The sequence below is a fragment of the Enterovibrio sp. FF113 genome (assembly GCF_041439165.1).
GTDB classification, from domain to species: Bacteria; Pseudomonadota; Gammaproteobacteria; order Enterobacterales; family Vibrionaceae; genus Enterovibrio; species Enterovibrio norvegicus_A.
The window spans coordinates 114040-135482 of record NZ_JBGONO010000009.1; the positions used below are offsets into that span (position 1 = coordinate 114040).

Annotated in this window: 22 protein-coding genes; 14 read left to right on the forward strand and 8 right to left on the reverse strand. The window is 50.4% G+C overall.

Annotation, left to right across the window (positions count from 1 at the left end):
• Positions 1–3 precede the first annotated feature (3 nt).
• From hisD to pseI, 12 genes are all read left to right on the forward strand, one after another.
• The gene (gene hisD, locus ACED36_RS09165; protein ID WP_017004243.1) at positions 4–1299 is read left to right on the forward strand and encodes a histidinol dehydrogenase; all 1296 of its coding nucleotides are present in this window, start codon (positions 4–6) and stop codon (positions 1297–1299) included.
• 20 nt (positions 1300–1319) lie between these two features.
• Complete coding sequence (gene hisC / locus ACED36_RS09170; RefSeq protein WP_371733155.1) at positions 1320–2360, forward strand: histidinol-phosphate transaminase; 1041 nt, start codon at positions 1320–1322, stop codon at positions 2358–2360.
• 25 nt (positions 2361–2385) lie between these two features.
• Positions 2386–3453, forward strand: coding sequence for a bifunctional histidinol-phosphatase/imidazoleglycerol-phosphate dehydratase HisB (hisB, locus tag ACED36_RS09175; protein ID WP_016961140.1), 1068 nt, complete (start codon positions 2386–2388; stop codon positions 3451–3453).
• An 11-nt stretch (positions 3454–3464) separates the two neighbouring features.
• Positions 3465–4067: an imidazole glycerol phosphate synthase subunit HisH gene (gene hisH, locus ACED36_RS09180; RefSeq protein WP_016961139.1), complete on the forward strand. Its 603-nt coding sequence runs from the start codon at positions 3465–3467 to the stop codon at positions 4065–4067.
• A gap of 2 nt (positions 4068–4069) precedes the next feature.
• Entirely contained in the window at positions 4070–4807 is a 738-nt protein-coding gene (hisA, locus tag ACED36_RS09185; protein WP_016961138.1) for a 1-(5-phosphoribosyl)-5-[(5-phosphoribosylamino)methylideneamino]imidazole-4-carboxamide isomerase, read from the forward strand.
• Positions 4789–5562 (forward strand): imidazole glycerol phosphate synthase subunit HisF, encoded by a 774-nt coding sequence (gene hisF / locus ACED36_RS09190; RefSeq protein ID WP_016961137.1) that lies wholly within the window; start codon positions 4789–4791, stop codon positions 5560–5562. The genes hisA and hisF overlap by 19 nt, the downstream gene beginning before the upstream one ends.
• Entirely contained in the window at positions 5559–6197 is a 639-nt protein-coding gene (gene hisIE, locus ACED36_RS09195; protein WP_016961136.1) for a bifunctional phosphoribosyl-AMP cyclohydrolase/phosphoribosyl-ATP diphosphatase HisIE, read from the forward strand. Before hisF ends, hisIE begins: the two co-directional genes overlap by 4 nt.
• 236 nt (positions 6198–6433) lie before the next feature.
• Positions 6434–7588, forward strand: coding sequence for a UDP-4-amino-4,6-dideoxy-N-acetyl-beta-L-altrosamine transaminase (pseC, locus tag ACED36_RS09200; protein WP_016961135.1), 1155 nt, complete (start codon positions 6434–6436; stop codon positions 7586–7588).
• A gap of 8 nt (positions 7589–7596) precedes the next feature.
• On the forward strand, positions 7597–8298 hold the full coding sequence (gene pseF, locus ACED36_RS09205) for a pseudaminic acid cytidylyltransferase (protein WP_016961134.1): 702 nt from the start codon (positions 7597–7599) through the stop codon (positions 8296–8298).
• The gene (pseG, locus tag ACED36_RS09210) at positions 8295–9362 is read left to right on the forward strand and encodes a UDP-2,4-diacetamido-2,4,6-trideoxy-beta-L-altropyranose hydrolase (protein WP_016961133.1); all 1068 of its coding nucleotides are present in this window, start codon (positions 8295–8297) and stop codon (positions 9360–9362) included. The genes pseF and pseG overlap by 4 nt, the downstream gene beginning before the upstream one ends.
• Positions 9359–9910: a UDP-4-amino-4,6-dideoxy-N-acetyl-beta-L-altrosamine N-acetyltransferase gene (gene pseH / locus ACED36_RS09215; RefSeq protein ID WP_371733150.1), complete on the forward strand. Its 552-nt coding sequence runs from the start codon at positions 9359–9361 to the stop codon at positions 9908–9910. The genes pseG and pseH overlap by 4 nt, the downstream gene beginning before the upstream one ends.
• An 8-nt stretch (positions 9911–9918) precedes the next feature.
• Positions 9919–10971 (forward strand): pseudaminic acid synthase, encoded by a 1053-nt coding sequence (pseI, locus tag ACED36_RS09220; RefSeq protein ID WP_016961131.1) that lies wholly within the window; start codon positions 9919–9921, stop codon positions 10969–10971.
• A 64-nt stretch (positions 10972–11035) separates the two neighbouring features.
• On the opposite strand, the gene ACED36_RS09225 is transcribed toward pseI, so the two are convergent.
• The 8 genes from ACED36_RS09225 to ACED36_RS09260 all read right to left on the reverse strand — a co-directional run bounded on the left by ACED36_RS09225 (position 11036) and on the right by ACED36_RS09260 (position 19515).
• Entirely contained in the window at positions 11036–12037 is a 1002-nt protein-coding gene (locus ACED36_RS09225; RefSeq protein WP_016961130.1) for a formate dehydrogenase subunit gamma, read from the reverse strand.
• Between the two features lie 48 nt (positions 12038–12085).
• Positions 12086–12691 carry a formate dehydrogenase FDH3 subunit beta gene (gene fdh3B / locus ACED36_RS09230; protein ID WP_016961129.1) on the reverse strand — a complete coding sequence of 202 codons (606 nt, stop codon included), beginning with the start codon at positions 12689–12691 and terminating at the stop codon, positions 12086–12088.
• Positions 12692–12706: 15 nt separating this feature from the next.
• On the reverse strand, positions 12707–15562 hold the full coding sequence (locus ACED36_RS09235; protein ID WP_016961128.1) for a formate dehydrogenase subunit alpha: 2856 nt from the start codon (positions 15560–15562) through the stop codon (positions 12707–12709).
• A 25-nt stretch (positions 15563–15587) separates the two neighbouring features.
• Positions 15588–15797: a twin-arginine translocation signal domain-containing protein gene (locus tag ACED36_RS09240; RefSeq protein WP_016961127.1), complete on the reverse strand. Its 210-nt coding sequence runs from the start codon at positions 15795–15797 to the stop codon at positions 15588–15590.
• A 49-nt stretch (positions 15798–15846) separates the two neighbouring features.
• Positions 15847–16458 carry a molecular chaperone gene (locus ACED36_RS09245; protein WP_016961126.1) on the reverse strand — a complete coding sequence of 204 codons (612 nt, stop codon included), beginning with the start codon at positions 16456–16458 and terminating at the stop codon, positions 15847–15849.
• Positions 16459–16467: 9 nt separating this feature from the next.
• A complete protein-coding gene (locus ACED36_RS09250; protein WP_016961125.1) occupies positions 16468–18150 on the reverse strand; it encodes a 4Fe-4S binding protein in 1683 nt (560 codons plus the stop codon).
• 230 nt (positions 18151–18380) lie between these two features.
• Entirely contained in the window at positions 18381–19073 is a 693-nt protein-coding gene (locus ACED36_RS09255; protein ID WP_017006728.1) for a DUF3306 domain-containing protein, read from the reverse strand.
• A complete protein-coding gene (locus ACED36_RS09260; protein WP_016961123.1) occupies positions 19063–19515 on the reverse strand; it encodes a DUF3305 domain-containing protein in 453 nt (150 codons plus the stop codon). Before ACED36_RS09260 ends, ACED36_RS09255 begins: the two co-directional genes overlap by 11 nt.
• Before the next feature lie 192 nt (positions 19516–19707).
• Between ACED36_RS09260 and ACED36_RS09265 the strand changes: the two genes are divergently transcribed.
• Both ACED36_RS09265 and ACED36_RS09270 read left to right on the forward strand, forming a co-directional pair.
• On the forward strand, positions 19708–20538 hold the full coding sequence (locus tag ACED36_RS09265; protein ID WP_016961122.1) for a formate dehydrogenase accessory sulfurtransferase FdhD: 831 nt from the start codon (positions 19708–19710) through the stop codon (positions 20536–20538).
• Positions 20531–21430: a helix-turn-helix transcriptional regulator gene (locus tag ACED36_RS09270; protein ID WP_016961121.1), complete on the forward strand. Its 900-nt coding sequence runs from the start codon at positions 20531–20533 to the stop codon at positions 21428–21430. Before ACED36_RS09265 ends, ACED36_RS09270 begins: the two co-directional genes overlap by 8 nt.
• The last annotated feature ends 13 nt before the right edge of the window (positions 21431–21443 follow it).

Sequence of the window (21443 nt, forward strand, 5' to 3'; positions counted from 1 at the left end):
GCCATGAAAACAGTGGTTTGGAAATCGCTCAGTGACCAGCAGAAGGAAAGTTCATTAGAACGCCCTGCTATCTCAGACAGTGCTTCGATTACGGAAGCCGTTCAAAGCGTGATCAGTGATGTACGCCAAGGTGGTGACGCCGCACTAAAAGCACTGACCGAGAAATTCGATAAAGTCGTCCCTGAAAACATTCGTGTTAAACAGGAAGAAATCGATGCCGCTGAGTCACGTTTGGGTGAGGAGATTAAAGTCGCGCTCAAGCAAGCCTATGACAACATCGCTTGTTTCCATCAAGCACAAAAAGCACAGCCGCTGACTGTGGAAACCATGCCGGGTGTTGTGTGTGAGCTTGTCACCCGTCCGATCAATCGTGTGGGTTTGTATATTCCCGGTGGCAGCGCACCTTTGCCGTCTACCGTGTTAATGCTTGGCGTTCCCTCGCAAATTGCAGGTTGCCGTAAAGTGGTACTTTGCTCGCCACCACCTATTGCAGACGAAATCCTCTACGTTGCGAAACTGTGTGGCATTGATCAAGTGTATAACCTTGGTGGCGCACAAGCGGTTGCCGCCATGGCTTATGGCACTGAAACTGTCAGCAAAGTGGACAAAATTTTCGGCCCAGGCAATGCGTTTGTGACCGAAGCTAAACGTCAAGTCAGCAACGATCACCAAGGCGCAGCGATTGATATGCCTGCTGGCCCGTCTGAGGTGCTAGTCATTGCAGATGAAGAGGCAGATGCCGATTTCGTTGCCGCAGACTTACTCAGTCAAGCCGAGCACGGCCCAGACTCACAAGTTGTGCTAGTCACGCCGTCTCCCGTATTGGCAGACAGAGTCGCCGATGCCGTGCAGCAACAACTTTCGGTACTAAGTCGCGCGGACATTGCCAGCAAAGCCTTGGGTTCAAGCATTATCATCATCGCTGAAAGCCTGACCCAATGTATCGCCATCTCAAACAATTATGGTCCTGAGCACTTGATTGTTCAGACCAAAAAACCGCGCGAACTATTACCGCTGCTGGATAATGCAGGTTCTATCTTCTTGGGCGCTTGGTCGCCAGAATCTGTGGGTGATTACGCGTCTGGTACCAACCACGTACTGCCAACCTATGGTTATACACGCACTTACTCAAGCCTCGGGCTTGCGGATTTTAGTAAGCGTATGACGGTTCAAGAGCTATCCGCAGATGGCCTGCAAGCGCTCGCACCCACCGTGGTAGCAATGGCAAATGCAGAAGGTTTAGACGCGCACCGCAATGCGGTCACTATTCGCGTCAACAAGCTTAATAAATTGCAGTAATTTTGGGGTGAGTGATGGATATTGAAAAATTAGCTCGTAAGGATGTTCAGGCGTTGACCCCTTACATGTCTGCCCGCCGCTTAGGTGGTCAAGGTGATGTCTGGCTAAATGCCAATGAATCACCCTTTAACAACGAATACACCATTAATGGAGCTGGTCTTAATCGCTATAGCGAATGTCAGCCAGATGAACTCATCCGTGCGTATGCAGACTATGCGGGCGTGCGTCCAGAACAGGTGCTCACCTCTCGTGGCGCGGATGAGAGCATTGAGCTTCTTATTCGTACCTTCTGCGAAGCAGGCGAAGACAGCATTCTTTTCTGCCCGCCGACCTATGGCATGTATGCCATCAGTGCGGAAACCGCAGGTGTTGAGCGAAAAATCGTTCCACTGACGCCAGAGTGGCAGCTAAACATCGCTGAGATCGAAAACAATCTCGACGGCGTGAAACTGGTTTTCGTCTGTAGCCCAAATAACCCAACGGGCAACCTGATTGAGCGCAAGGACATTGAAGCACTGTTAGAAATGACCGCAGGTCGCGCACTGGTTGTGATGGATGAAGCCTATATTGATTTCTGCCCTGAAGCGTCGACCGTTGACCTTTTGGTTCGTTATCCAAACCTTGCGATTTTGCGCACCATGTCGAAGGCCTTTGCTCTCGCGGGACTCCGTTGTGGCTTCACCATTGCCAATCAACAAGTTATCCAGCTGATGCAAAAAGTGATCGCGCCTTATCCTGTGCCTGTTCCCGTGACGGAAATTGCTTGTCAGGCACTGTCTGAAACCGGTCTTGCCCGCATGAAATATCAAGTGTTGGATCTGAGTGCTAACCGTGCGTATTTGCAAGCCGGTCTTTCCATGTTACCGGGTGTGCAAGTGTTTGATGGCTATGCTAACTACCTTCTGGTGAAATTCGACGACGCGGAACTGCTGTTTACCGCCCTTTGGGACAACGGCATTATTCTTCGCCGCTCTCCGATTGAAGGCTGCATTCGTATCAGCATCGGCAACCGTGAAGAATGTGAAAAAACTCTGACCTTTATCCGCCAGCAACTGGCATAGAGAGCGAAAAGAAAAGGAATTTGTAGTGAAAGAAAAAATCCTCTTTATTGACCGCGATGGCACACTGATTGTCGAGCCACCTGTTGATTTTCAAGTCGACCGCCTCGACAAACTAAAGCTAGAGCCTGATGTCATTCCTGCTCTGCTTGCGCTTCAGGATGCAGGTTACAAGCTGGTGATGGTCACCAACCAAGACGGTTTGGGTACCGACAGCTACCCACAAGCTGATTTCGATGCGCCACATAATATGATGATGGAGATTTTCGAATCTCAAGGCGTTAAGTTTGCTGACGTTTTGATTTGCCCGCACTTCGACAACGAAGGATGTAGCTGCCGCAAACCCAAGCTGGGTTTGGTGAAAGACTACCTCCAACAAGGCCGAGTGGATTTCAAAACCTCCGCCGTGATTGGCGATCGTCAAACCGATCTGCAATTGGCTGAGAACATGGCGATCCGTGGTATTCAATACCACCCAGAAACCATGAACTGGAAACAGATCCTCAAAGATTTGACGACGTCCCCACGCGTTGCTTCAGTGGTTCGCACCACCAAAGAAACCGATATTCGTATCACGGTAAACTTGGATGAAAGCGGCGGCAACAGCATCAGCACAGGCCTTGGCTTTTTTGATCACATGCTAGATCAAATCGCCACACACGGTGGTTTCCGCATGGTAGTCGCAGTAGAAGGTGACTTGCACATCGACGACCACCACACGGTAGAAGACACCGCGCTAGCGCTGGGCCAAGCACTGAAAGAAGCCCTTGGCAACAAACGCGGCATCGGCCGTTTTGGCTTTAGCCTGCCGATGGACGAATGCCTTGCACAATGTGCCTTGGATTTGTCTGGTCGCCCGTACCTGAAATTTGACGCGACGTTCTCGCAAGACAAAGTCGGCGATCTTTCGACCGAAATGGTCGAGCACTTTTTCCGCTCATTGACGGACACCATGGCCTGTACGCTGCACCTTTCCTCGGATGGTGATAACACGCACCACATCGTTGAAAGCCTGTTTAAGGCTTATGGCCGTACATTGCGCCAAGCGATCCGCGTTGAAGGCAACGAGCTGCCAAGCAGCAAAGGCGTACTCTAAGGAGAGATAGTATGAGCGACGCAAACATTGTCATTATTGATACCGGATGCGCCAACGTCAGCTCTGTGCGTTTTGCCATTGAGCGCTTAGGTTACGACGTGACGATTAGTCGTGACCCTGCCGTAGTACTGGCCGCTGACAAACTGTTTCTTCCTGGTGTTGGCACGGCGACCGAGGCAATGAAAAACCTTGAAGAACGCGACTTGATCTCGCTCGTTCGCGACGTCAAACAGCCATTACTTGGCATTTGTTTGGGCATGCAGCTTTTAGGCAAGTCATCACAAGAAGGTAAAGCAGCTGTTAACTGCCTTGGCCATGTTGATGCTGACACCACACTGATGGAAACAGGCAACTTACCGCTTCCACACATGGGTTGGAATACGGTCACTCCCGTGAATAACCACCCTTTGTTCAAAGATATCCCAGAGAACAGCTACTTCTATTTCGTGCACAGCTACGCCATGCCAGTGGGCGATTACACCATTGGCCAATGTGACTACGACAAGCCTTTTAGCGCTGCGATACAAAACGGCAACTATTACGGCGTTCAGTTCCACCCAGAGCGCTCGAGCAAAGTTGGAGCGCAGCTGATCAAAAACTTTTTGGAGTTATAAGGATGATAATTCCTGCTTTAGATTTGATTGATGGACAAGTCGTCCGCCTTTATCAAGGCGATTACGGCCAAGTCACCGAATACAAAGTTGACCCTCGCGAGCAATTCGCGCTGTACCACAATGCAGGCGCAAACTGGCTACATTTGGTCGACTTAACCGGCGCAAAAGACACCACTGCTCGCCAGCTTTCTATCATCGAATCCTTGATTGAAAGCACTCCCGCGAATATTCAAATTGGCGGAGGCGTTCGTAAAGAAAGCGATGTTGTCGAACTGCTTCGTGCAGGCGCAAAACGCGTAGTGATTGGTTCAACTGCCGTGAAGCAGCCAGAAATTGTGAAGGGCTGGATGCAAAAATACGGCGCGGAACATATCGTCTTAGCACTGGACATCAACATCGACGAAAACGGCAATCGCATGGTCGCGGTATCAGGCTGGCAAGAAGATTCCGGCGTGACTATTGAAGCACTGCTGGAAAATTTCCTTACTGTGGGCTTAAAACATGTTCTGTGTACCGACATTTCCCGTGACGGCACATTGGCAGGTTCCAACGTTGAGCTCTACAAAGATCTTTGCGCAGCCTACCCGCAAGTTCAATTCCAATCTTCAGGTGGCATTGGTTCTCTGGCAGACATTGACGCGCTCAAAGATACTGGCGTTGCGGGTGTCATCGTGGGTCGTGCCCTGCTAGACGACAAATTCACCGCAGAGGAGGCATTCGCATGTTGGCAAGAAGAATAATTCCCTGCCTAGACGTTCGTGATGGTCAAGTCGTCAAAGGCGTTCAGTTTCGTAACCACGAAATCATTGGTGACATCGTCCCACTTGCTGCACGTTATGCGGCTGAAGGCGCTGACGAATTGGTGTTTTACGATATTACTGCATCAAGCGATGGTCGCGTCGTAGACAAAAGTTGGGTAGCACGTGTTGCCGAAGTGATTGATATTCCTTTCTGCGTGGCAGGCGGCATCAAAACCGCAGAAGATGCACAGCGAATTTTGGAGTTTGGTGCAGACAAAATCTCCATCAATTCCCCGGCCCTTGCGAACCCAGAACTGATCACTACGCTTGCCGAAAAGTTCGGCGTGCAGTGCATTGTTGTCGGCATTGATTCTTACTACGACAAAGACACGGGTAAGTATCAGGTTTACCAATTTACAGGTGACGAATCGCGTACCAAGGCCACCAAGTGGGAAACCCGCGATTGGGTGCAGGAAGTGCAAAAGCGCGGCGCAGGTGAAATCGTGTTAAACATGATGAACCAAGATGGCGTGCGAAATGGCTACGATCTGGAGCAACTCAACATGGTGCGCGAAGTGTGCCACGTGCCTTTGATTGCATCCGGTGGCGCGGGTGAAATGGTGCACTTTGCCGAGGCTTTCAACAAATCCAACGTTGACGGTGCACTCGCAGCCTCCGTATTCCACAAGCAAATCATTAATATTGGTGAGCTAAAACAATACCTAAAACAACAAGACGTGGAGATCCGCTTATGAGCCAGACAGATGGAACCGCCGCACTGGCTGAACGCATTGATTGGGAAAAGATTGACGGTCTCGTGCCTGCCGTGGTGCAAAATGCCACCAGCGGTCAGGTATTAATGCTGGGCTACATGAACCAAGATGCGCTAGCGAAAACACTCGAAACCGAGCAAGTGACATTCTGGTCTCGCACCAAGGAGCGTCTTTGGACCAAAGGCGAAACCTCCGGTAACGTGTTGCAGCTTAAACACATCGACTTGGATTGCGACAAAGACACCCTGCTGGTGCAAGTCGACCCTATCGGCCCAACCTGCCACCTTGGGACCGAAAGCTGCTTTGGCGAAGACAATGAAAGCAAGCCAGCTCTGGTGTTCCTTCATCAATTGGAGCAAGTGTTGGCTTCCCGTCGAGGATCCGATCCTTCTACGTCTTACACCGCGTCCCTTTACGCTAAGGGTACCAAGCGTATTTCGCAGAAAGTGGGCGAAGAAGGCGTCGAAGTCGCGCTTGCAGCGACGTCGGGCGATAAGGAGGAGTTGATTAACGAATCCGCCGACCTGATGTACCACCTAATGGTATTGCTGCAAGATCAAGATTTCTCCTTACAAGATGTGGCGAACAAACTGAAAGAGCGCCATAAGTCATCATAATCCCTGATAACGTCCGCACAATGAGGCAACTTCATGAGAAGTTGCCTTTTTTTTCGACACCTAATCACGCTGTAGGCAATTTTCCATCAATTGCATAGCCACACTAAGATAAAATACGTTTTGAAATATTAACTCACTTGCAAAGTTCACCTTTCAGTAATTTCTGCCCTAGTCGAAAATTCGGCATCAAACTTGCTGGGTATCCGGATGTGTTTTGCGTAAAAGATCGAGAACAGATGCATAGCTATAGTCGACAATCTATCAATCAAGCTGACATAGAGTCAGTGATTGCAGCATTACAATCTGAGTTTGTTACTCAAGGGCCTAGAGTTCTAGAATTTGAGAATGCGGTAAAAGTCATGGTTGGTGCCGAATTTGCTATTGCCGCCAACAGCGCGACTTCCAGCCTTCACCTTGCCTGTTTAGCGTTAGGCTTAAGAAAAGGTCTGCGCCTTTGGACATCGCCAAATACCTTTGTTGCCTCGGCGAACTGTGGGCTTTACTGTGGCGCAGAGGTCGACTTTGTCGATATCGACCCTGTCTCCTATAACCTTTGCCCTGAAAAGCTGGCTGAAAAACTTGCGCTAGCGGCACAAGAAAATACCTTGCCGCACATCTTGGTTGCCGTACACATGTGCGGACAAAGCTGCGACATGGAAGCGATCCATCGCTTATCAAAGCAATACGGTTTCAAGGTGATTGAAGATGCTTCCCATGCCATTGGTGGGCGCTATCAGGGGGACTATATTGGTAGTTGTCGTTACAGCGACATCACGGTGTTTAGCTTTCATCCGGTGAAAATCATCACCACCGCCGAAGGTGGCATGGCGATAACCAATGACCCAGCACTTGCCAAGGCATTAGAAAGCTTGCGCAGTCATGGCGTGACTCGAGACCCCGCCGAGCTTGTCGATGCTGGACAAGGCGCTTGGTATTACGAACAGCAAGGCCTGGGTTACAACTACCGCATGACAGATCTTCAAGCGGCTCTAGGCGTATCTCAATTGACTCGTCTCGATGCGTTTGTCAAACGCCGAAATGCGCTTGCACGTCGCTACAACCGCTTACTCGAGAACCTACCACTGGCTACGCCGACACTACTCGAATCGTGCGAGTCGGCATGGCATTTGTATGTCATTCAGTTAGCGGAACCGGATTGCCGCCGCCACGTCTTCGATACGCTGCGGGCAAAAGGGATTGGCGTGCATGTTCACTATATTCCTGTGCACACGCAGCCCTATTATCGGGAACTTGGTTTCGATTGGGGCCAATTCCCTATTGCTGAAAATTATTACCATGCTGCGCTAAGTCTGCCGCTGTTTTTTGACATGACGGAAGACGAACAAGATCAGGTTGTGGCAGCACTTGCTGAGGCGCTTAACGCCAATTAAAGGACACAATGAAAGTCTGTATTATCCCTGCCCGAGGCGGCAGCAAGCGCATTCCAGGTAAAAACCTTAAACCCTTCATTGGTCAGCCTATCATCGCCTATGCCATCAACGTGGCGAAGCAGTCAGGTCTATTTGATCGCATTATCGTGTCCACCGACAGCGAAGAAATCGCTGCCGTTGCCACAGAATATGGCGCAGAGGTTCCCTTTATTCGTCCATCAGACATCGCCAACGATCACGCCACCACGCTGGATGTGATTAAGCACGCCATCGAATGGTTGAACGATCATGACCAAAGCCGTATCGAGGCGGTCTGTTGCCTGTATGCCACCGTGCCATTTACACGCACTTCAGATCTCGAAGAAGGCCTTGCATTGCTGCAAAGTGAAGGCACCAAATACACCTTCGCCAGCACGCGTTTTTCATTCCCGATCCAGCGCAGCATCCGCATGACCGAAGAAGGTAATGTCGAAATGTTCTGGCCTGAGCACTTCTCAACGCGCTCCCAAGATTTAGAACCGGCTTATCACGATGCAGGCATGTTCTACTGGGGAACGCCAGAGGCATTTGTGTCAGGTTTGCCTATCTTTGCACCCCATTCAAAATCGGTACAAATTCCCCATTTTCGCGTGCAAGATATCGATGAACCCGATGACTGGCTACGTGCTGAAATGCTGTATGAAATTCTCTCAAAACGAGGCGAGTTGTGAACGTCGCCATTCGCGTGGATGCGTCGAGTCAAATAGGCACAGGACACGTGATGCGTTGCCTCGTTCTTGCCAAAAAGCTGATCGAGCACGGACACCATGTGCGCATGCTTAGCCGAGAACTAACGGGGAATTTGCTTGAGTATTGCCGCCAACAAAACATCCATGTGATTCCCCTACCTGCCATTGAAGAAACCTTTTTGCCGGATACTGGCGATTACGCGCACTGGTTAGGCGTAACGCAGGAAGAAGATGCGCATCAGTGTCTCGCGATGTTGGATGACATTACCCTCGACTGGGTTGTTTTTGATCATTATGCGATTGATGAAAAATGGCAATCGCTAATGAAAACATCAGGTGCCAAGGTGCTCGCCATTGATGATCTCGCCAATCGTAGGCATGCCTGCGATATCTTGCTTGACCACAATCCTTGGCCTGACGTTGAAAACCGCTACCACTCATGGGTGCCCACTGGATGCCAACAACTGCTCGGCCCTCGCTTTGCGTTGTTGCGCGACTCATTTTCAGCGCTTCGAGATCACGATTTGAGCGTAATAAAAAACCAAATTGTGGCCTTCTTCAGTGGCACAGACCCAACAGGTGAAACGCTCAAACTTCTTCACGCCTGTCAGCAATTTTCTACGCTGCCCTTTAACGTTGTCATTGTCTATGGCATGGCAAATCCGCGAAAAGAAGCACTGTTAATGGAAGCCGTGCCTGAGTTTATCGAATTAGTTGAAAGCCTTCCTGACTTCGAAACAGAACTGGCTTGCTCGCGCTATGCATTTGGGGCTGCGGGTGTTAGCGCGATCGAACGTACCTGTTTACGCTTGCCCAGCACCTTGGTGTCAGTTGCTGAAAATCAGCGTGACATGGCAGAGCACCTTGCCAAATCTGGACAGTATCGTTATCTCGGTTTGAGTAATATCACAACAGCCTCTCGCTATGCACAAGAGCTGTCTTGGCTCGCCGAATACTGGGATGCCCTGCCGCTTCGTTTGCCTGAATCAGACATTGACGGGCTAGGCGCAGAACGTGTCGTTCGCGCAATGGAGAATTGCCAATGAGCGAGAGGACGCCCTGCGACAACACCAAAACAACGCTTCGCCCAATGACAGAAGCAGATTTAGCGATGGTGAGAGTGTGGCGCAACGACCCCGCGGTTCGCCAGTTCATGTTCACCCAACACGACATCAATGCCGAGGAACACCGATGCTGGTTTACTGGCATTGCTGATGATCAGACCAAGCGATTTCTGATCGCTCTGGTTGATGGAACACCTATTGGTATGGTCTCTTTCACCCATATTGACGCCACCTCTGGCTCAGCCGAGTGGGGCTTTTACAAAGATCCAGGTTTGCCGACCGGTACGGGGATTCACCTACTTCAAGCTGCGCTGGTTTATGGCTTTACTGATTTAGCGCTGAGACAAATTGATAGCCGTGTACTTTGCACCAATTCCAAGGTGCTGCACCTCCACCACAAACTTAGTTTTCGCAAAGACGAGAGCGTCGCGGTGTTACAAAATGACTGTGGTGACGCTATTTCTTACTGCGTATTTCATTTATCACGAGAGCAGTGGACACGCAGCGCTAACCACTTAACAGAGTATTAAATCTAGCTATGACGCAATGCATCACGATAGATGGTCGAAAAATAGGCCCAGAGCATAAGCCCTATGTCATCGCGGAAATGTCGGCGAATCACAATGGTTCCCTAGAACGTGCTTTTCAGACCATCGAGATGGCAAAACGCGCGGGTGCTGACGCTGTCAAAATGCAGAGCTACACCGCCGATACTATCACCCTGAATTGTGCTTCTGCAGAGTTTCAAATTAAGGGCGGCTTATGGGATGGTCGAACACTTTACGACCTCTACCAAGAGGCTCATACGCCATTTGATTGGCACAAACCGTTGTTTGATAAAGCGCGCGATATGGGTATCACGCTCTTCAGTACCCCATTTGATTTTTCTGCCGTTGATTTACTCGAAGATCTCAACGCACCCGCGTATAAAATTGCCTCATTTGAAGCGATTGATTTGCCCCTGATCCGTTACGTTGCTCAAACAGGCAAGCCGATGATCATTTCTACCGGCATGGCTAATAACGACGAAATCGCAGAAGCGGTTGCGATGGCGCGAGACAGTGGCTGCAAAGAGTTGGTTTTGCTTCATTGCATCAGCGCTTACCCAGCGCCTGCATCGCAAAGTCATCTGCGCACCATTTCCGATTTGTCTTCGCGTTTTCAAACCATTGGCGGCCTGTCTGATCATACCCTCGGCACTACCGTGTCCATTGCAGCAGTGGCGCTTGGCGCGTCTGTGATTGAAAAGCACGTTACGCTCAGTCGCAACGATCCAGGGCCAGATTCCACCTTTTCGCTCGAGCCTCATGAGCTTGAGGCGCTATGCCGTGACACGGGCATCGCATGGCAGGCACTCGGCCAGGCAGGTTATCAACTCAAAGACGCAGAAAAAGCCAATGTGCAATTTCGTCGATCTTTGTATATCAGTGACGATATCAAAGCAGGTGACAAATTCACTGCGCAGAACGTTCGCAGCGTCAGACCGGGCTTTGGCTTAGCGCCAAAATATTATGACGATGTGATAGGAAAGACGGCGAGTGCAGACATTGCCTTTGGTACCGCACTTCGATGGGACATGGTCACCAAGTAGCTAAAAACAAAAAGCCAGCGAGAATTCGCTGGCTTTGTCGATAATTCATCATCACTCTGACTGACTAAACTTTTTGTTCATCCGTCGAGGGCTGCTTGCCTTCTTGTGCGGGTTGATTTTGCACTTCTTCCAACCACAGCTTGTGGTGTTGTTTAGCCCATGCTTCATCGACATAGCCTGTCGCCATGCCTTCAAACGCACCTTCTGTACCCGCGGTACCGATATAGATGTGCCCGAACGCGGCAGCCAGTAAGCCCAAAGATGCAATACCGTGGATAACGTTAGCGATTTGCATGTCTGCGCGGGTTTGACCGAAGATCGGAAAATCCATCACTAAACCCGTAATACACACCACCACACCCACGGTTGCTAACAACCAGAACCATATCTTCTCGCCGCCGTTACAAAAGCCAGCATCAGGGTGTTTACCGTTAGGTAAAATACCACCGCCTTGCTTAAACCAGTCAATGTCGACCTTGTTGATCATGTTGTTCTTAAACCACTTCACTAACATGCAAAGCAGACCAAGGACGAACAAAGGGCCTAAGTAGTTATGCGACAGTTTCGCGGCGTAGATAATACTTCCCCACAAGGCCTCTGGTGCAACCGGTTTAATAAAATGTCTACCGTACAGCAGCACGACACCTGACAGCCCCAAAATGAGGAAGTTGATCGCGGTAAACCAATGCATTGCGCGTTCAAATGGCGACCAGCGGTGCACCTTTTTTCCTGTGCGTTCATTCGTTAGTTTGATGCGACCTGCCCACAGATAGAAAAGCAGTAGGCTTGCCGCAGATGCGCCCATAAAGATAAGCCCCAGCGGGCTAATCCATTGGTTGCGAACCTCACGCCATCGCTGTCCATCAACATTAATTAACTGACCCGCTTCAGCGCCAGTGGCGACAGTGAATCCCGACTCGCCGGATTTCACTTCTCGCCAATACTCAGGTCCTGCCAATTGCACCATCTCTCTTTGCGGATCGGCTGTTTCAGCCTGTTCCGCAAACGAAGTGGGCACGGCAAAGCTGGCGATCACCATCAGCATGGCGAGCAATGTTCTAAACATATCTCCTCCTAATGCTGCTGAGACGAACCCAGCAGCTCTCCATGCTCATCAGCTTTTTGTGGCGTCATAGGCAAGATCATTCCCGTTAGTCCAGCCAGCGCCCTTGGCACCGCGCTCTACCACGCGTTGACGGAAGACCGCAGAGATTTTCTCCGCATCACCCGCGAGCAGCGCTTTGGTTGAACACATCTCAGCGCAAAGTGGCAATTTGCCCTCTGCAATTCTGTTCGCACCGTAAAGCTCACGCTCTTTGGCAGAACCATCAGGCTCAGGACCGCCCGCACAGAAGGTACATTTATCCATTTTGCCACGCTCGCCAAACGCTGCCGTTTTCGGAAACTGAGGTGCACCAAACGGACACGCAAACAGGCAGTAACCACACCCTATGCAAGTTTCCTTGTTGTGAAGCACAATGCCATCTTCAGTACGATAGAAGCAATCTGCTGGGCAAACGGCCATGCAAGGCGCATCCGCACAGTGCATACAGGCAACAGAGATCGAGTTCTCTCCCGCCTCACCGTCGTTTAATGTGACGACTCGGCGGCGTTGGATGCCCCAAGTAACCACTTCTGAGTTCGCGTTACTACACGCAGTGACACAACCGTTGCACTCAATGCAGCGTTTGGTATCACACAAAAATTTCATATCGGCCATAATGTATGCTCCCTACTACGCTGGAATGATCTTACAAAGGGTGACTTTGGTTTCCTGCATCACAGTAACCGGGTCATAACCATAAGTGGTCGCGGTGTTAGCAGACTCACCAATCACGTACGGGTCCGCACCTTCTGGATACCTATCCAGTAGGCTTTGTCCTTGGAAGACCCCGCCGAAGTGGAACGGCATAAATGCCAGCCCTGCATACACACGCGGTGTGATCATGGCTTTCACCTTCACACGACCTTTATCTGCGCCTTCGACCCACACATCTTGTCCATCAACAATCCCGATATTGTTCGCATCAACAATGTTGATTTCGACAAACATCTCTTGCTGCAAAACGGCTAGCCAAGGGTTAGAGCGTGTTTCCTCGCCCCCACCTTCATATTCCACCAAACGACCGGACGTCAGAATGATCGGGTAATCCTTCGCGGCATCAATGTCTTGAATCGACTTGTATAGCGTAGGAAGACGGTAGATATCGGCTTTGTCATCCCATGTCGCATACTCGGGGAGCAAATCCCGACGTGGCGTATAAAGCGGTTCACGGTGAAGTGGCACACGGTCTGGGAATGTCCACACAATCGCGCGCGCTTTGGCATTACCGAAAGGAATACAACCGTGATTAATCGCGACGCGTTGGATGCCACCCGATAAGTCAGTCTTCCAGTTTTTGCCTTCAGCAGATGCTTTTTCTTCTGCAGTCAGGTCATCCCACCAGCCAAGTTGCTTAAGCATCTTGTCGGTAAATTCGGGATAACCATCTTCCAGTTCACAACCTTTTGAATAGCTGTCCACTGCCAATAGGCTTTGTCCTTCAAATTCCACCCCAAATCGTGCACGGAAATTACCGCCGCCACGCGCGACTTCTTTGGATGTGTCATAAAGAATGTGGGTGCCGGGGTGCTTCATTTCTGGCGTTCCCCAACATGGCCAAGGCAGGCCATAGGTTTCACCATTGACAGGGCCACCCTGCGCTTCGAGTGTCGTGGTATTGAAGGTATGCCAGTTTTTCTGGTGCTCTTTAATACGCTCTGGGCTTTGACCGGTATAACCGATCGTCCACATGCCGCGATTGAACTCGCGGGTGATGTCTTCAACCACAGGTTCGTCGTTTTTCACCGCAATATTTTTGAAAAGCTGATCGGAGAAACCGAGTTTGTTCGACAGCAGATACATGATGGTGTGGTCGGGTTTCGAATCGAATAACGGCTCGATAACCTTGTCACGCCACTGTAGCGAACGGTTTGACGCCGTGACTGAACCATAAGTTTCAAATTGCGTTGTGGTCGGTAGTAGATACACGCCATTTTTTCGGTTGTTCATGACAGCAGCAACGGTCGGATACGGGTCAACAATGACCATCAAATCCAGTTTTTCCATTGCTTTGCGCATTTCTGGCCCACGAGTTTGCGAGTTCACCGCATGGCCCCAGTAGAACATGGCGCGAATGTTTGATTTCTGCGCGATTTTGTCTTTGTCTTCCAGCACGCCATCAATCCAGCGAGAAACCGGAATACCGTTGCTATTGATAGGTTTTGAACCGTTGTATTCAGCGGGGTCAAAACGGTCTTGAATCCACTTCTGATCAACCTCCCACACTTTCGACCAATGTTTCCACGCACCATCAGACAGGCCGTAGTAACCCGGTAGGGTGTGTGACAATACGCCTAAGTCCGTCGCGCCTTGAACATTGTCGTGACCGCGAAAAATGTTAGCGCCGCCGCCGGATTTACCAATGTTACCCAGCGCCAGTTCTAACACACAGTAGGCGCGAGTGTTGTTGTTACCTGTGGTGTGCTGGGTTCCACCCATACACCAAACCACACAGCCTGGACGGTTTTCAGCCAAGATTTTCGCTGCTTGGTACATGTCATCACGGCCAACGCCCGACACACGCTCCACTTCTTCAGGCGGCCACTTGGCAACTTCTTCACGAATTTCTTCGAGACCAAAAACGCGCTGATGGATGAATTCTTTGTCTTCCCAGTTGTTATCGAAAATGTGCCACAGCAAGCCCCAAATAAAGGCAATGTCTGTCCCTGGACGCAATGAAACGAAATGATCACTTTTCGCTGCAGTACGTGTGCGACGAGGATCAGCGACGACGATCTTACAGCCATTTTTCTCTTTGGCGATAAGGATGTGCTGCATAGCAACGGGGTGTGCCTCCGCAGGGTTCGAGCCAACAAAAAGCATCGACTTACAGTTATGCATGTCGTTAAAAGAGTTGGTCATGGCTCCGTAACCCCACGTATTGGCGACGCCCGCTACGGTAGTGGAGTGACAGATACGTGCTTGGTGGTCAACGTTGTTGGTGCCCCAAAGCGACGCCATTTTACGGAACAGATACGCTTGTTCATTACTGTGTTTGGCCGAGCCAAGGAAGTAAACCGCGTCGGGGCCCGATTGCTCACGGATTTCTAGCACTTGATCGCCAATTTCATTCAGTGCCGTGTCCCAACTGATTTTTTGCCATTTGCCATCGACCAGCTTCATCGGGTATTTCAGGCGACGTGCACCATGACCATGCTCACGCAGAGCTGCACCTTTGGCACAATGTCCACCAAGGTTGAACGGGTGATCGAACGCTGGCTCTTGCCCAGTCCATACACCGTCTTGCACTTCCGCATACACGCCACAACCCACTGAGCAATGCGAACAAATGGTGCGCTTTTGCTCTACTGGCTTATTAGGATCGGCGTCTTTTGCCGCCGCTTTTTTCATCATACCCGGTGCAAACATGCCTGCAGCTGCGATGCCTCCGGCTGTTGCCAATGAGGTATTTCGCATAAAGGTACGGCGCGACACACCCAGCTGTTTTTCGTCCTTGCTGACCGAATCAGAGCGTTTCGTTAGTTTCATTGTCAAACTCCATCTTCACGCTGGGTTATAGGGAATCGTAGTAATCGCGAATATGTTGTGTTTCGCGATAACCCGACGGTTTTTTGTCTTGTGGTGATTTCACCATGGTCTCAGCCTGAGCGCTTCCTGTGGCAACGGTCGCGACTGCGCCCGCTGCGGCTGCAACCCCGAGGCCTGTCAGAAACTGGCGCCGATTCGGGTTGTGCATATCGGTATCTTTCTTGTTTTCAGACATTACTTGCTCCTTGTTCTTTTTATTCCACGTCAGGTTGAGGTCGTGCTTGTCACCATGGACGTTGGGTAAATCGCGTTTTTTCTATGATTAAAAATCGTTGGGCAAGCTCTGCAACAGCAGCATAAAACACCGCTGGCTCAGCCCGTTTCACGTCCTCACATAACCGTTCACACCAAGCTGCGATATGACGGTTAAAAAAGGCCGCTTGTTCAATATCACTTTCTTCTTCCACCAGCATGGCCATCACTTCCAGCAATGCGGCGATATGATCTTCTGGCTCTTTGGTTTCTTCTTGGCGTTCATAACCTAGTCGACGCAGATCTTGACGAAGCAGTGCCAACGGCAACTCCATCAATGATCCCGTCAAATACCAAGAACCAAATGGCACCACTTCGCCACGGCCTACGCCAATAAACATCAGCTGATATTCATCGGCTGCCTGCATTGTCGTAGTGTTGCTGGCGGTTAATCTGAGTACTGACCAAGCTGCTGCCATGCCGGCTGACTGCTCGTCGCCTTCTGTTTCCAGCGTGGCAAGCCAAGCCAGTGAGGCTTCATCAGGCGCTTGACGAAATACATGCGCCAACAAGCTGTAAATGCTCTGGCGGATCTGGTTTTCTTCGTTTGTTACATCATCAATGGTGATTTCTTGCATTGCCATATCCGCCTCCTATACCTTCAACTGTTTGTCTGGGTTATCCATCATGTCGGAGACAATGTCGCGGACACGGCAGTCTTCGCACATCGACAAACGTTTGATGGCGTCATCTTGGAAATGGCTATGGTTGCTGAGTTTCTCGATCAGCATGTTGACCATAGAAACCGGCGCGAAAGGTTTACCGCAGCGAATGCATTCCGCGGCTGGCTCTTCATGAACAATGTCGCGTTGTTGGCGGGTAGCGGCGTCCCAGTGATAACGAGGCACCAAGGTGATCACTGATTCAGGACACGCTTTTTCACACAAGCCGCACTGCACGCAATCTTGCTCTCTAAACGTCATACCGGGGCTGCTACCAATGGATTGCAACGCATCGGTAGGACACACTGCCACACATCCCATACACAAAGTGCAATCCGAGGTGGCGACATCAATACGTCCATAAGGCGCACCGTCAGGCACGGTGCTGACGGTCGAAACCAACACGGCGTTTGACGCAAGAAGGTCGAGCGCTTGCGCCAATTTTTCGCGCTTGCTGCCTTCGAGTTTTTTGCTTTGGTCAAGCAAGGCATTGCTGTAGAGGTTTTGCGTGCTCAGCGATGTGACCGAAGAGAGCGCAATACGATCGGCACTGTGCCCGAGTGAAGAGAGAAACGACGATGCGACGGCGAGCTCTTGTTCAAGTACTTTGCGTGTTTTAACCGGCAGTGATGAAGAAGCCGCAAGCACAACCTGAGATGCACCATAGGCTAGCGCACTGAACCAGCTATCAATCCCGACCGATGCGAGCTCTTCCAACCGCACGGGAATGACGCGACTAGGAAGCTGCGCTAACTGCTCAGCCAACTCCGTGTCAGAAGCTTCGGCATAAAACAGCACAATGGGCGATTGCCCCCCCTGTTCGCGATAATGTGCGAGCAACTGGAACACAAAATGTTGGGTATTATCGGGATCGGGTAGCGAGTAGCTAATGGCTTCCGTTGGGCAAGCTGTGGCGCAAGAACCCATACCCTGACAAAGATAAGGGTTGATTGTGATGGCGCTGTCTACCGAACTCAGCGCATCGGCTGGGCAGGCATCAATACAGCGGGTGCAGCCTTCAATACCGCGCGCCGAGTGGGCACAACTATTGGTATCGAGACGGAAAAATTTGGGTTTATCGAATGTGCCGGTCATATCGGATAACGCATCAAGCGCATCGTCTGAGGTCACGATCGATCGCCCAACTGAGTAATACCCTAAGGGCGGTAATTCAGCGAAATGAAAGCCCCTTTCCGACAGATCAATAATCAAATCAAAGTGTTCACGGCCTTGGGTGATTTGCGCCAAGTTTTGCTTCACCAAGGTATGCGTGATGAACACATCAAACGCCCCAAGAAAGCCATCCACTTGCACCTCGCGCGCGTAGAAAAATGCCATCCCTTCAGGAAGAGGGATCGCGTTTGAGGATTCGTCAGTACACACCAATACAGCTTGATCACGAAGCGATGCAGGGATCTGGGCAGCAAACGACGCTACCGCTTCACCGCCTCCAACAACCAAGGCCAAACCTCGGCTTTCATAGGTCACGGTTGACGGTATCAAATTACCCAGCGTTACGGTCGCTCGCAGCGCATGCTGTCTTGCTTTTCCGTTCACGTCAGTGGTCTGCTCAACCAATTGATTGAGTGTTGTTATTTTAGTTATTGTCGACATTGTCTTCTTAGCCATCGTCTTTTAAGCCATGGTGACCGGCCATCCCGGCGGGTTACCTCGTGGGCTGATTCCCTACATCGGCGGTTATCAATGCCATTGATTTACTCAAGGCCATCGCCAATGTGGTAAGGCGCTGTCAGACAAGGGTTTCACGCGTCCTTTGCCTGTGACCCTATTGATACAGCAAGTAGTGAACCAGTTTTGAAGGAAATAAAATGACGAATACGGAGTCAGGATCCGTCTGAATTATTATCCACACTTTCATCTGGGACAATTTGTCTCACCTCGTAAGACAAATTGTCCCTTTCTTCATCATGGGTACTTTTTGTCTCTCTTTTTGCAACCGTACTTTCGACATCCTGTTCAACCGTTTGATCTAGAACGGACTCATCGTCAGTAAGGTCTTGTATTTGACTCCCTTCTTGGACATCTTCGATTTTCTCTTTTGTCCATTGGCGCAGGCTAGCCGCGACTTCAGCAGAAAGAGAGGCCTTGTTTGAATAATCAAGATCGTAATCATTCATGCCATCCAACACGTTGTAGGCATCGGTATGAAACAGCTTCCTCAACGCGGCTTTTTTGATTTCTGCAGAGACCCCTTTGGCAAGAAATGACGCCGCTGAATCCCCTTGTTTCAAACGCGCCACGTCTTCCATATCAGGCGCTTGCGGGACATCTACTTCCTGTACAGTGTCCAGCTCCATTTGCACATCGGTCGCTTCTTCTCCTTGCTGGCCTTCGATCAGTTCGGTGTCTGAAATGAGGCTTTCAGCTTGATGGGGTAAATCAAAACGTCGGTTTTCAGACTCAACAATGGCTTGGTATTCATCCGACGCGAGAGCCGTTCCTTGTTCCCGCAATTCTTCGTCAGCGATCGCCTGCTTTCGCTTTGACCAGCGGTTTAAAAAAGAATCAGTTGCCACTCGCCCTCCCTGCGCCTTTGCGCTTCTTCTTACGCACATCCAGCAACTCTCCATGACGCCCTATAAAGGCTTCCATCCACGCTTGAATAGGCAGTGGCATTGTCTCTGACAACACCAAATAATCACCGTCCATAAAGCTAGCGGCACTGGTTTGTGAGGCAGTCACTTTCAAGGGTTTGAGGGATTCGTCTTCGTTCACTTCGAAGATAAAAAACACGTGTGGATCGCGAGAACTGAGGTTAAATCGGTAGTCTGTTCGCTCGTCTTTGAATAGCTCGAGCGGTAAAGAAATCATGTCGTCTTTGCGTTCGCTTTCTTCCCGAGGAAGATGGAGATTGGCCACAGACCAACGCTTTGTTTTCCAACGACCGATATCAACATCTGTTGATTCAAGGTCAAACTGCGTCAACCAGTATTGTGGGTCTTTTATTGTTTCAGTCACACATCACTCCTTGTTGTTCCTGCGGTGATATCTTCCCCGCACAGCGCATTCCAGCGACGTTTCTCTTAGCCATGGTTGGCGAGAAATTGTGGTTTTATTCACCCAACGAAGCAAAACACATACCAGCAGTGAAGGGTTGGAACAGGATTTGCTACCTACCCTGCAACATTCAGGCAAAAGGAACGCGGCTCGATGTCCCAACCCAAAATTATTACCACGCAAACAGATATTCCTCAGACCATCGATGTCACCGTCCATGATGAGTACGGCGAAACCATGACCAAGCAGATCGCTTGTGAGCGTGCACTCACTGTTTATCTCAACTGGCGAGAGATCGTGACTTTGATGACACTGGGCGCGCGTCCGGACATGTTGGTGTTGGGGTATTTAAAAAATCAGGGGTTGATTGAAGACGCTGACGCGCTCGATTCCGTCATCATTGATTGGCAAACCCAATCAGCCGCGGTCGTCACACGTGAGAAAAAGGCGGATATCGAAGAAACCTTGTCGAAGAAAACGGTCACCTCTGGCTGCGGTCAAGGCACCATGTTTGGCAACGTAATGAAGAAGCTAGAGAACCTGCAACTTCCTCGTCCACACATCAAACAATCCATGCTCTATGGGTTGCTAGAAGCGTTAACCCACCACAACGACACCTACAAAGCCGCTGGCGCCGTACATGGTTGTGCCGTGTGCAAAGGCACTGAGATCCTCTCTTTTGTTGAGGATATCGGTCGCCATAACGCCGTTGATACCCTCACAGGTGAAATGTGGCTGGATGGGGAAATCGGCGACGATAAAGTATTTTACACCACAGGCCGACTCACCTCGGAAATGGTCATCAAAGTCGCGCAGATGGGCATCCCCGTATTACTGTCACGATCTGGCGTCACGCAAATGGGTCTCGACCTTGCCAAGCAACTCGGCATTACCATGATCGCGCGGGCAAAAGGTCATCGCTTTCAGGTCTTTAACGGTGCAGAAAACATTGAGTTTGATGTAAAAGGCGGTCGTGATGAGTGAGTTTCCGCAATTTATGAATGCTCGTCAGGTTGCGGAATACCTCGATCTGAACGAAAAGAAAGTCTACAGCCTCGCCAATGAAGGGGTATTGCCCGCCACCAAAGTCACAGGCAAATGGCTGTTTCCTAAAAACCTGCTCGATCGATGGTTGATTGAATCAAGCCACAATGGTGTATTTAACGATCGCCTGCTCATCGCTGGCTCTGATGACCCTTTACTTCAACACATCGTGAGTAAAATGGCAGCGGCACTCGGCAGCACCGCCTTGGTGGGATACACCGCAACAGGAACCAAACAAGGTCTAGCGATGCTAGAGAAAGGCCACGTTGATATTTGCGCCATTCATTGGGGAAACGCAGAAGAAGCCAAACTGCGTCATCCCGCCCTTATTCAGCAATACTCAGGACACAGAAACTGGGTGTTACTCCATGCTTTTGAGCGACAACAAGGCCTCATCGCCCGCCCTGAACTTGCCGACAAACTGCAAGACCCACATCATTTCATTGATAAACGTTGGCGTTGGGCAGGTCGGCAAGATGGCGCGGGCAGTGCACGTGCCCTAGATGAATGGCTGTTTAGAAACGGAACAACCCGCGATCAACTCAATACGGTCGAAGCGTGTTTAAGCGAGCGGGAGCTAAGCTCTGCCATTGCGCGTGGCGCAGCTGACATCGGTTTTGGTAGCCAAAGCGGTGCGGGCGAATTTGGTCTGGCTTTTCACCCGATTGCCAATGAAGCGTTTGAGCTGGTGATCCCAAAGAACATCTATTTTCGCGCGCTGGTTCAGCAACTGGTTCACCATTTGGATGAGGAGTCGATTCTCAAACAAAGCGAGCAGTTTGGCGGCTATCATTTTGGTAATACGGGAAAACAAATGTGGGCGTCAGAGTAACCCACCTATCAGG

What these genes read in the sequence shown, in the direction of transcription:
- fdh3B (WP_016961129.1), bottom strand. Translation starts at nt 12,691, where the DNA reads ATGGCCGATATGAAATTTTTGTGTGATACCAAACGCTGCATTGAGTGC.
- pseF (WP_016961134.1), top strand. Translation starts at nt 7,597, where the DNA reads ATGAAAGTCTGTATTATCCCTGCCCGAGGCGGCAGCAAGCGCATTCCA.
- ACED36_RS09250 (WP_016961125.1), bottom strand. Translation starts at nt 18,150, where the DNA reads ATGTCGACAATAACTAAAATAACAACACTCAATCAATTGGTTGAGCAG.
- hisH (WP_016961139.1), top strand. Translation starts at nt 3,465, where the DNA reads ATGAGCGACGCAAACATTGTCATTATTGATACCGGATGCGCCAACGTC.
- ACED36_RS09265 (WP_016961122.1), top strand. Translation starts at nt 19,708, where the DNA reads ATGTCCCAACCCAAAATTATTACCACGCAAACAGATATTCCTCAGACC.
- hisA (WP_016961138.1), top strand. Translation starts at nt 4,070, where the DNA reads ATGATAATTCCTGCTTTAGATTTGATTGATGGACAAGTCGTCCGCCTT.
- pseI (WP_016961131.1), top strand. Translation starts at nt 9,919, where the DNA reads ATGACGCAATGCATCACGATAGATGGTCGAAAAATAGGCCCAGAGCAT.
- hisIE (WP_016961136.1), top strand. Translation starts at nt 5,559, where the DNA reads ATGAGCCAGACAGATGGAACCGCCGCACTGGCTGAACGCATTGATTGG.
- ACED36_RS09270 (WP_016961121.1), top strand. Translation starts at nt 20,531, where the DNA reads ATGAGTGAGTTTCCGCAATTTATGAATGCTCGTCAGGTTGCGGAATAC.
- hisD (WP_017004243.1), top strand. Translation starts at nt 4, where the DNA reads ATGAAAACAGTGGTTTGGAAATCGCTCAGTGACCAGCAGAAGGAAAGT.
- ACED36_RS09245 (WP_016961126.1), bottom strand. Translation starts at nt 16,458, where the DNA reads ATGGCAATGCAAGAAATCACCATTGATGATGTAACAAACGAAGAAAAC.
- hisF (WP_016961137.1), top strand. Translation starts at nt 4,789, where the DNA reads ATGTTGGCAAGAAGAATAATTCCCTGCCTAGACGTTCGTGATGGTCAA.
- pseC (WP_016961135.1), top strand. Translation starts at nt 6,434, where the DNA reads ATGCATAGCTATAGTCGACAATCTATCAATCAAGCTGACATAGAGTCA.
- ACED36_RS09225 (WP_016961130.1), bottom strand. Translation starts at nt 12,037, where the DNA reads ATGTTTAGAACATTGCTCGCCATGCTGATGGTGATCGCCAGCTTTGCC.
- ACED36_RS09240 (WP_016961127.1), bottom strand. Translation starts at nt 15,797, where the DNA reads ATGTCTGAAAACAAGAAAGATACCGATATGCACAACCCGAATCGGCGC.
- ACED36_RS09235 (WP_016961128.1), bottom strand. Translation starts at nt 15,562, where the DNA reads ATGAAACTAACGAAACGCTCTGATTCGGTCAGCAAGGACGAAAAACAG.
- pseH (WP_371733150.1), top strand. Translation starts at nt 9,359, where the DNA reads ATGAGCGAGAGGACGCCCTGCGACAACACCAAAACAACGCTTCGCCCA.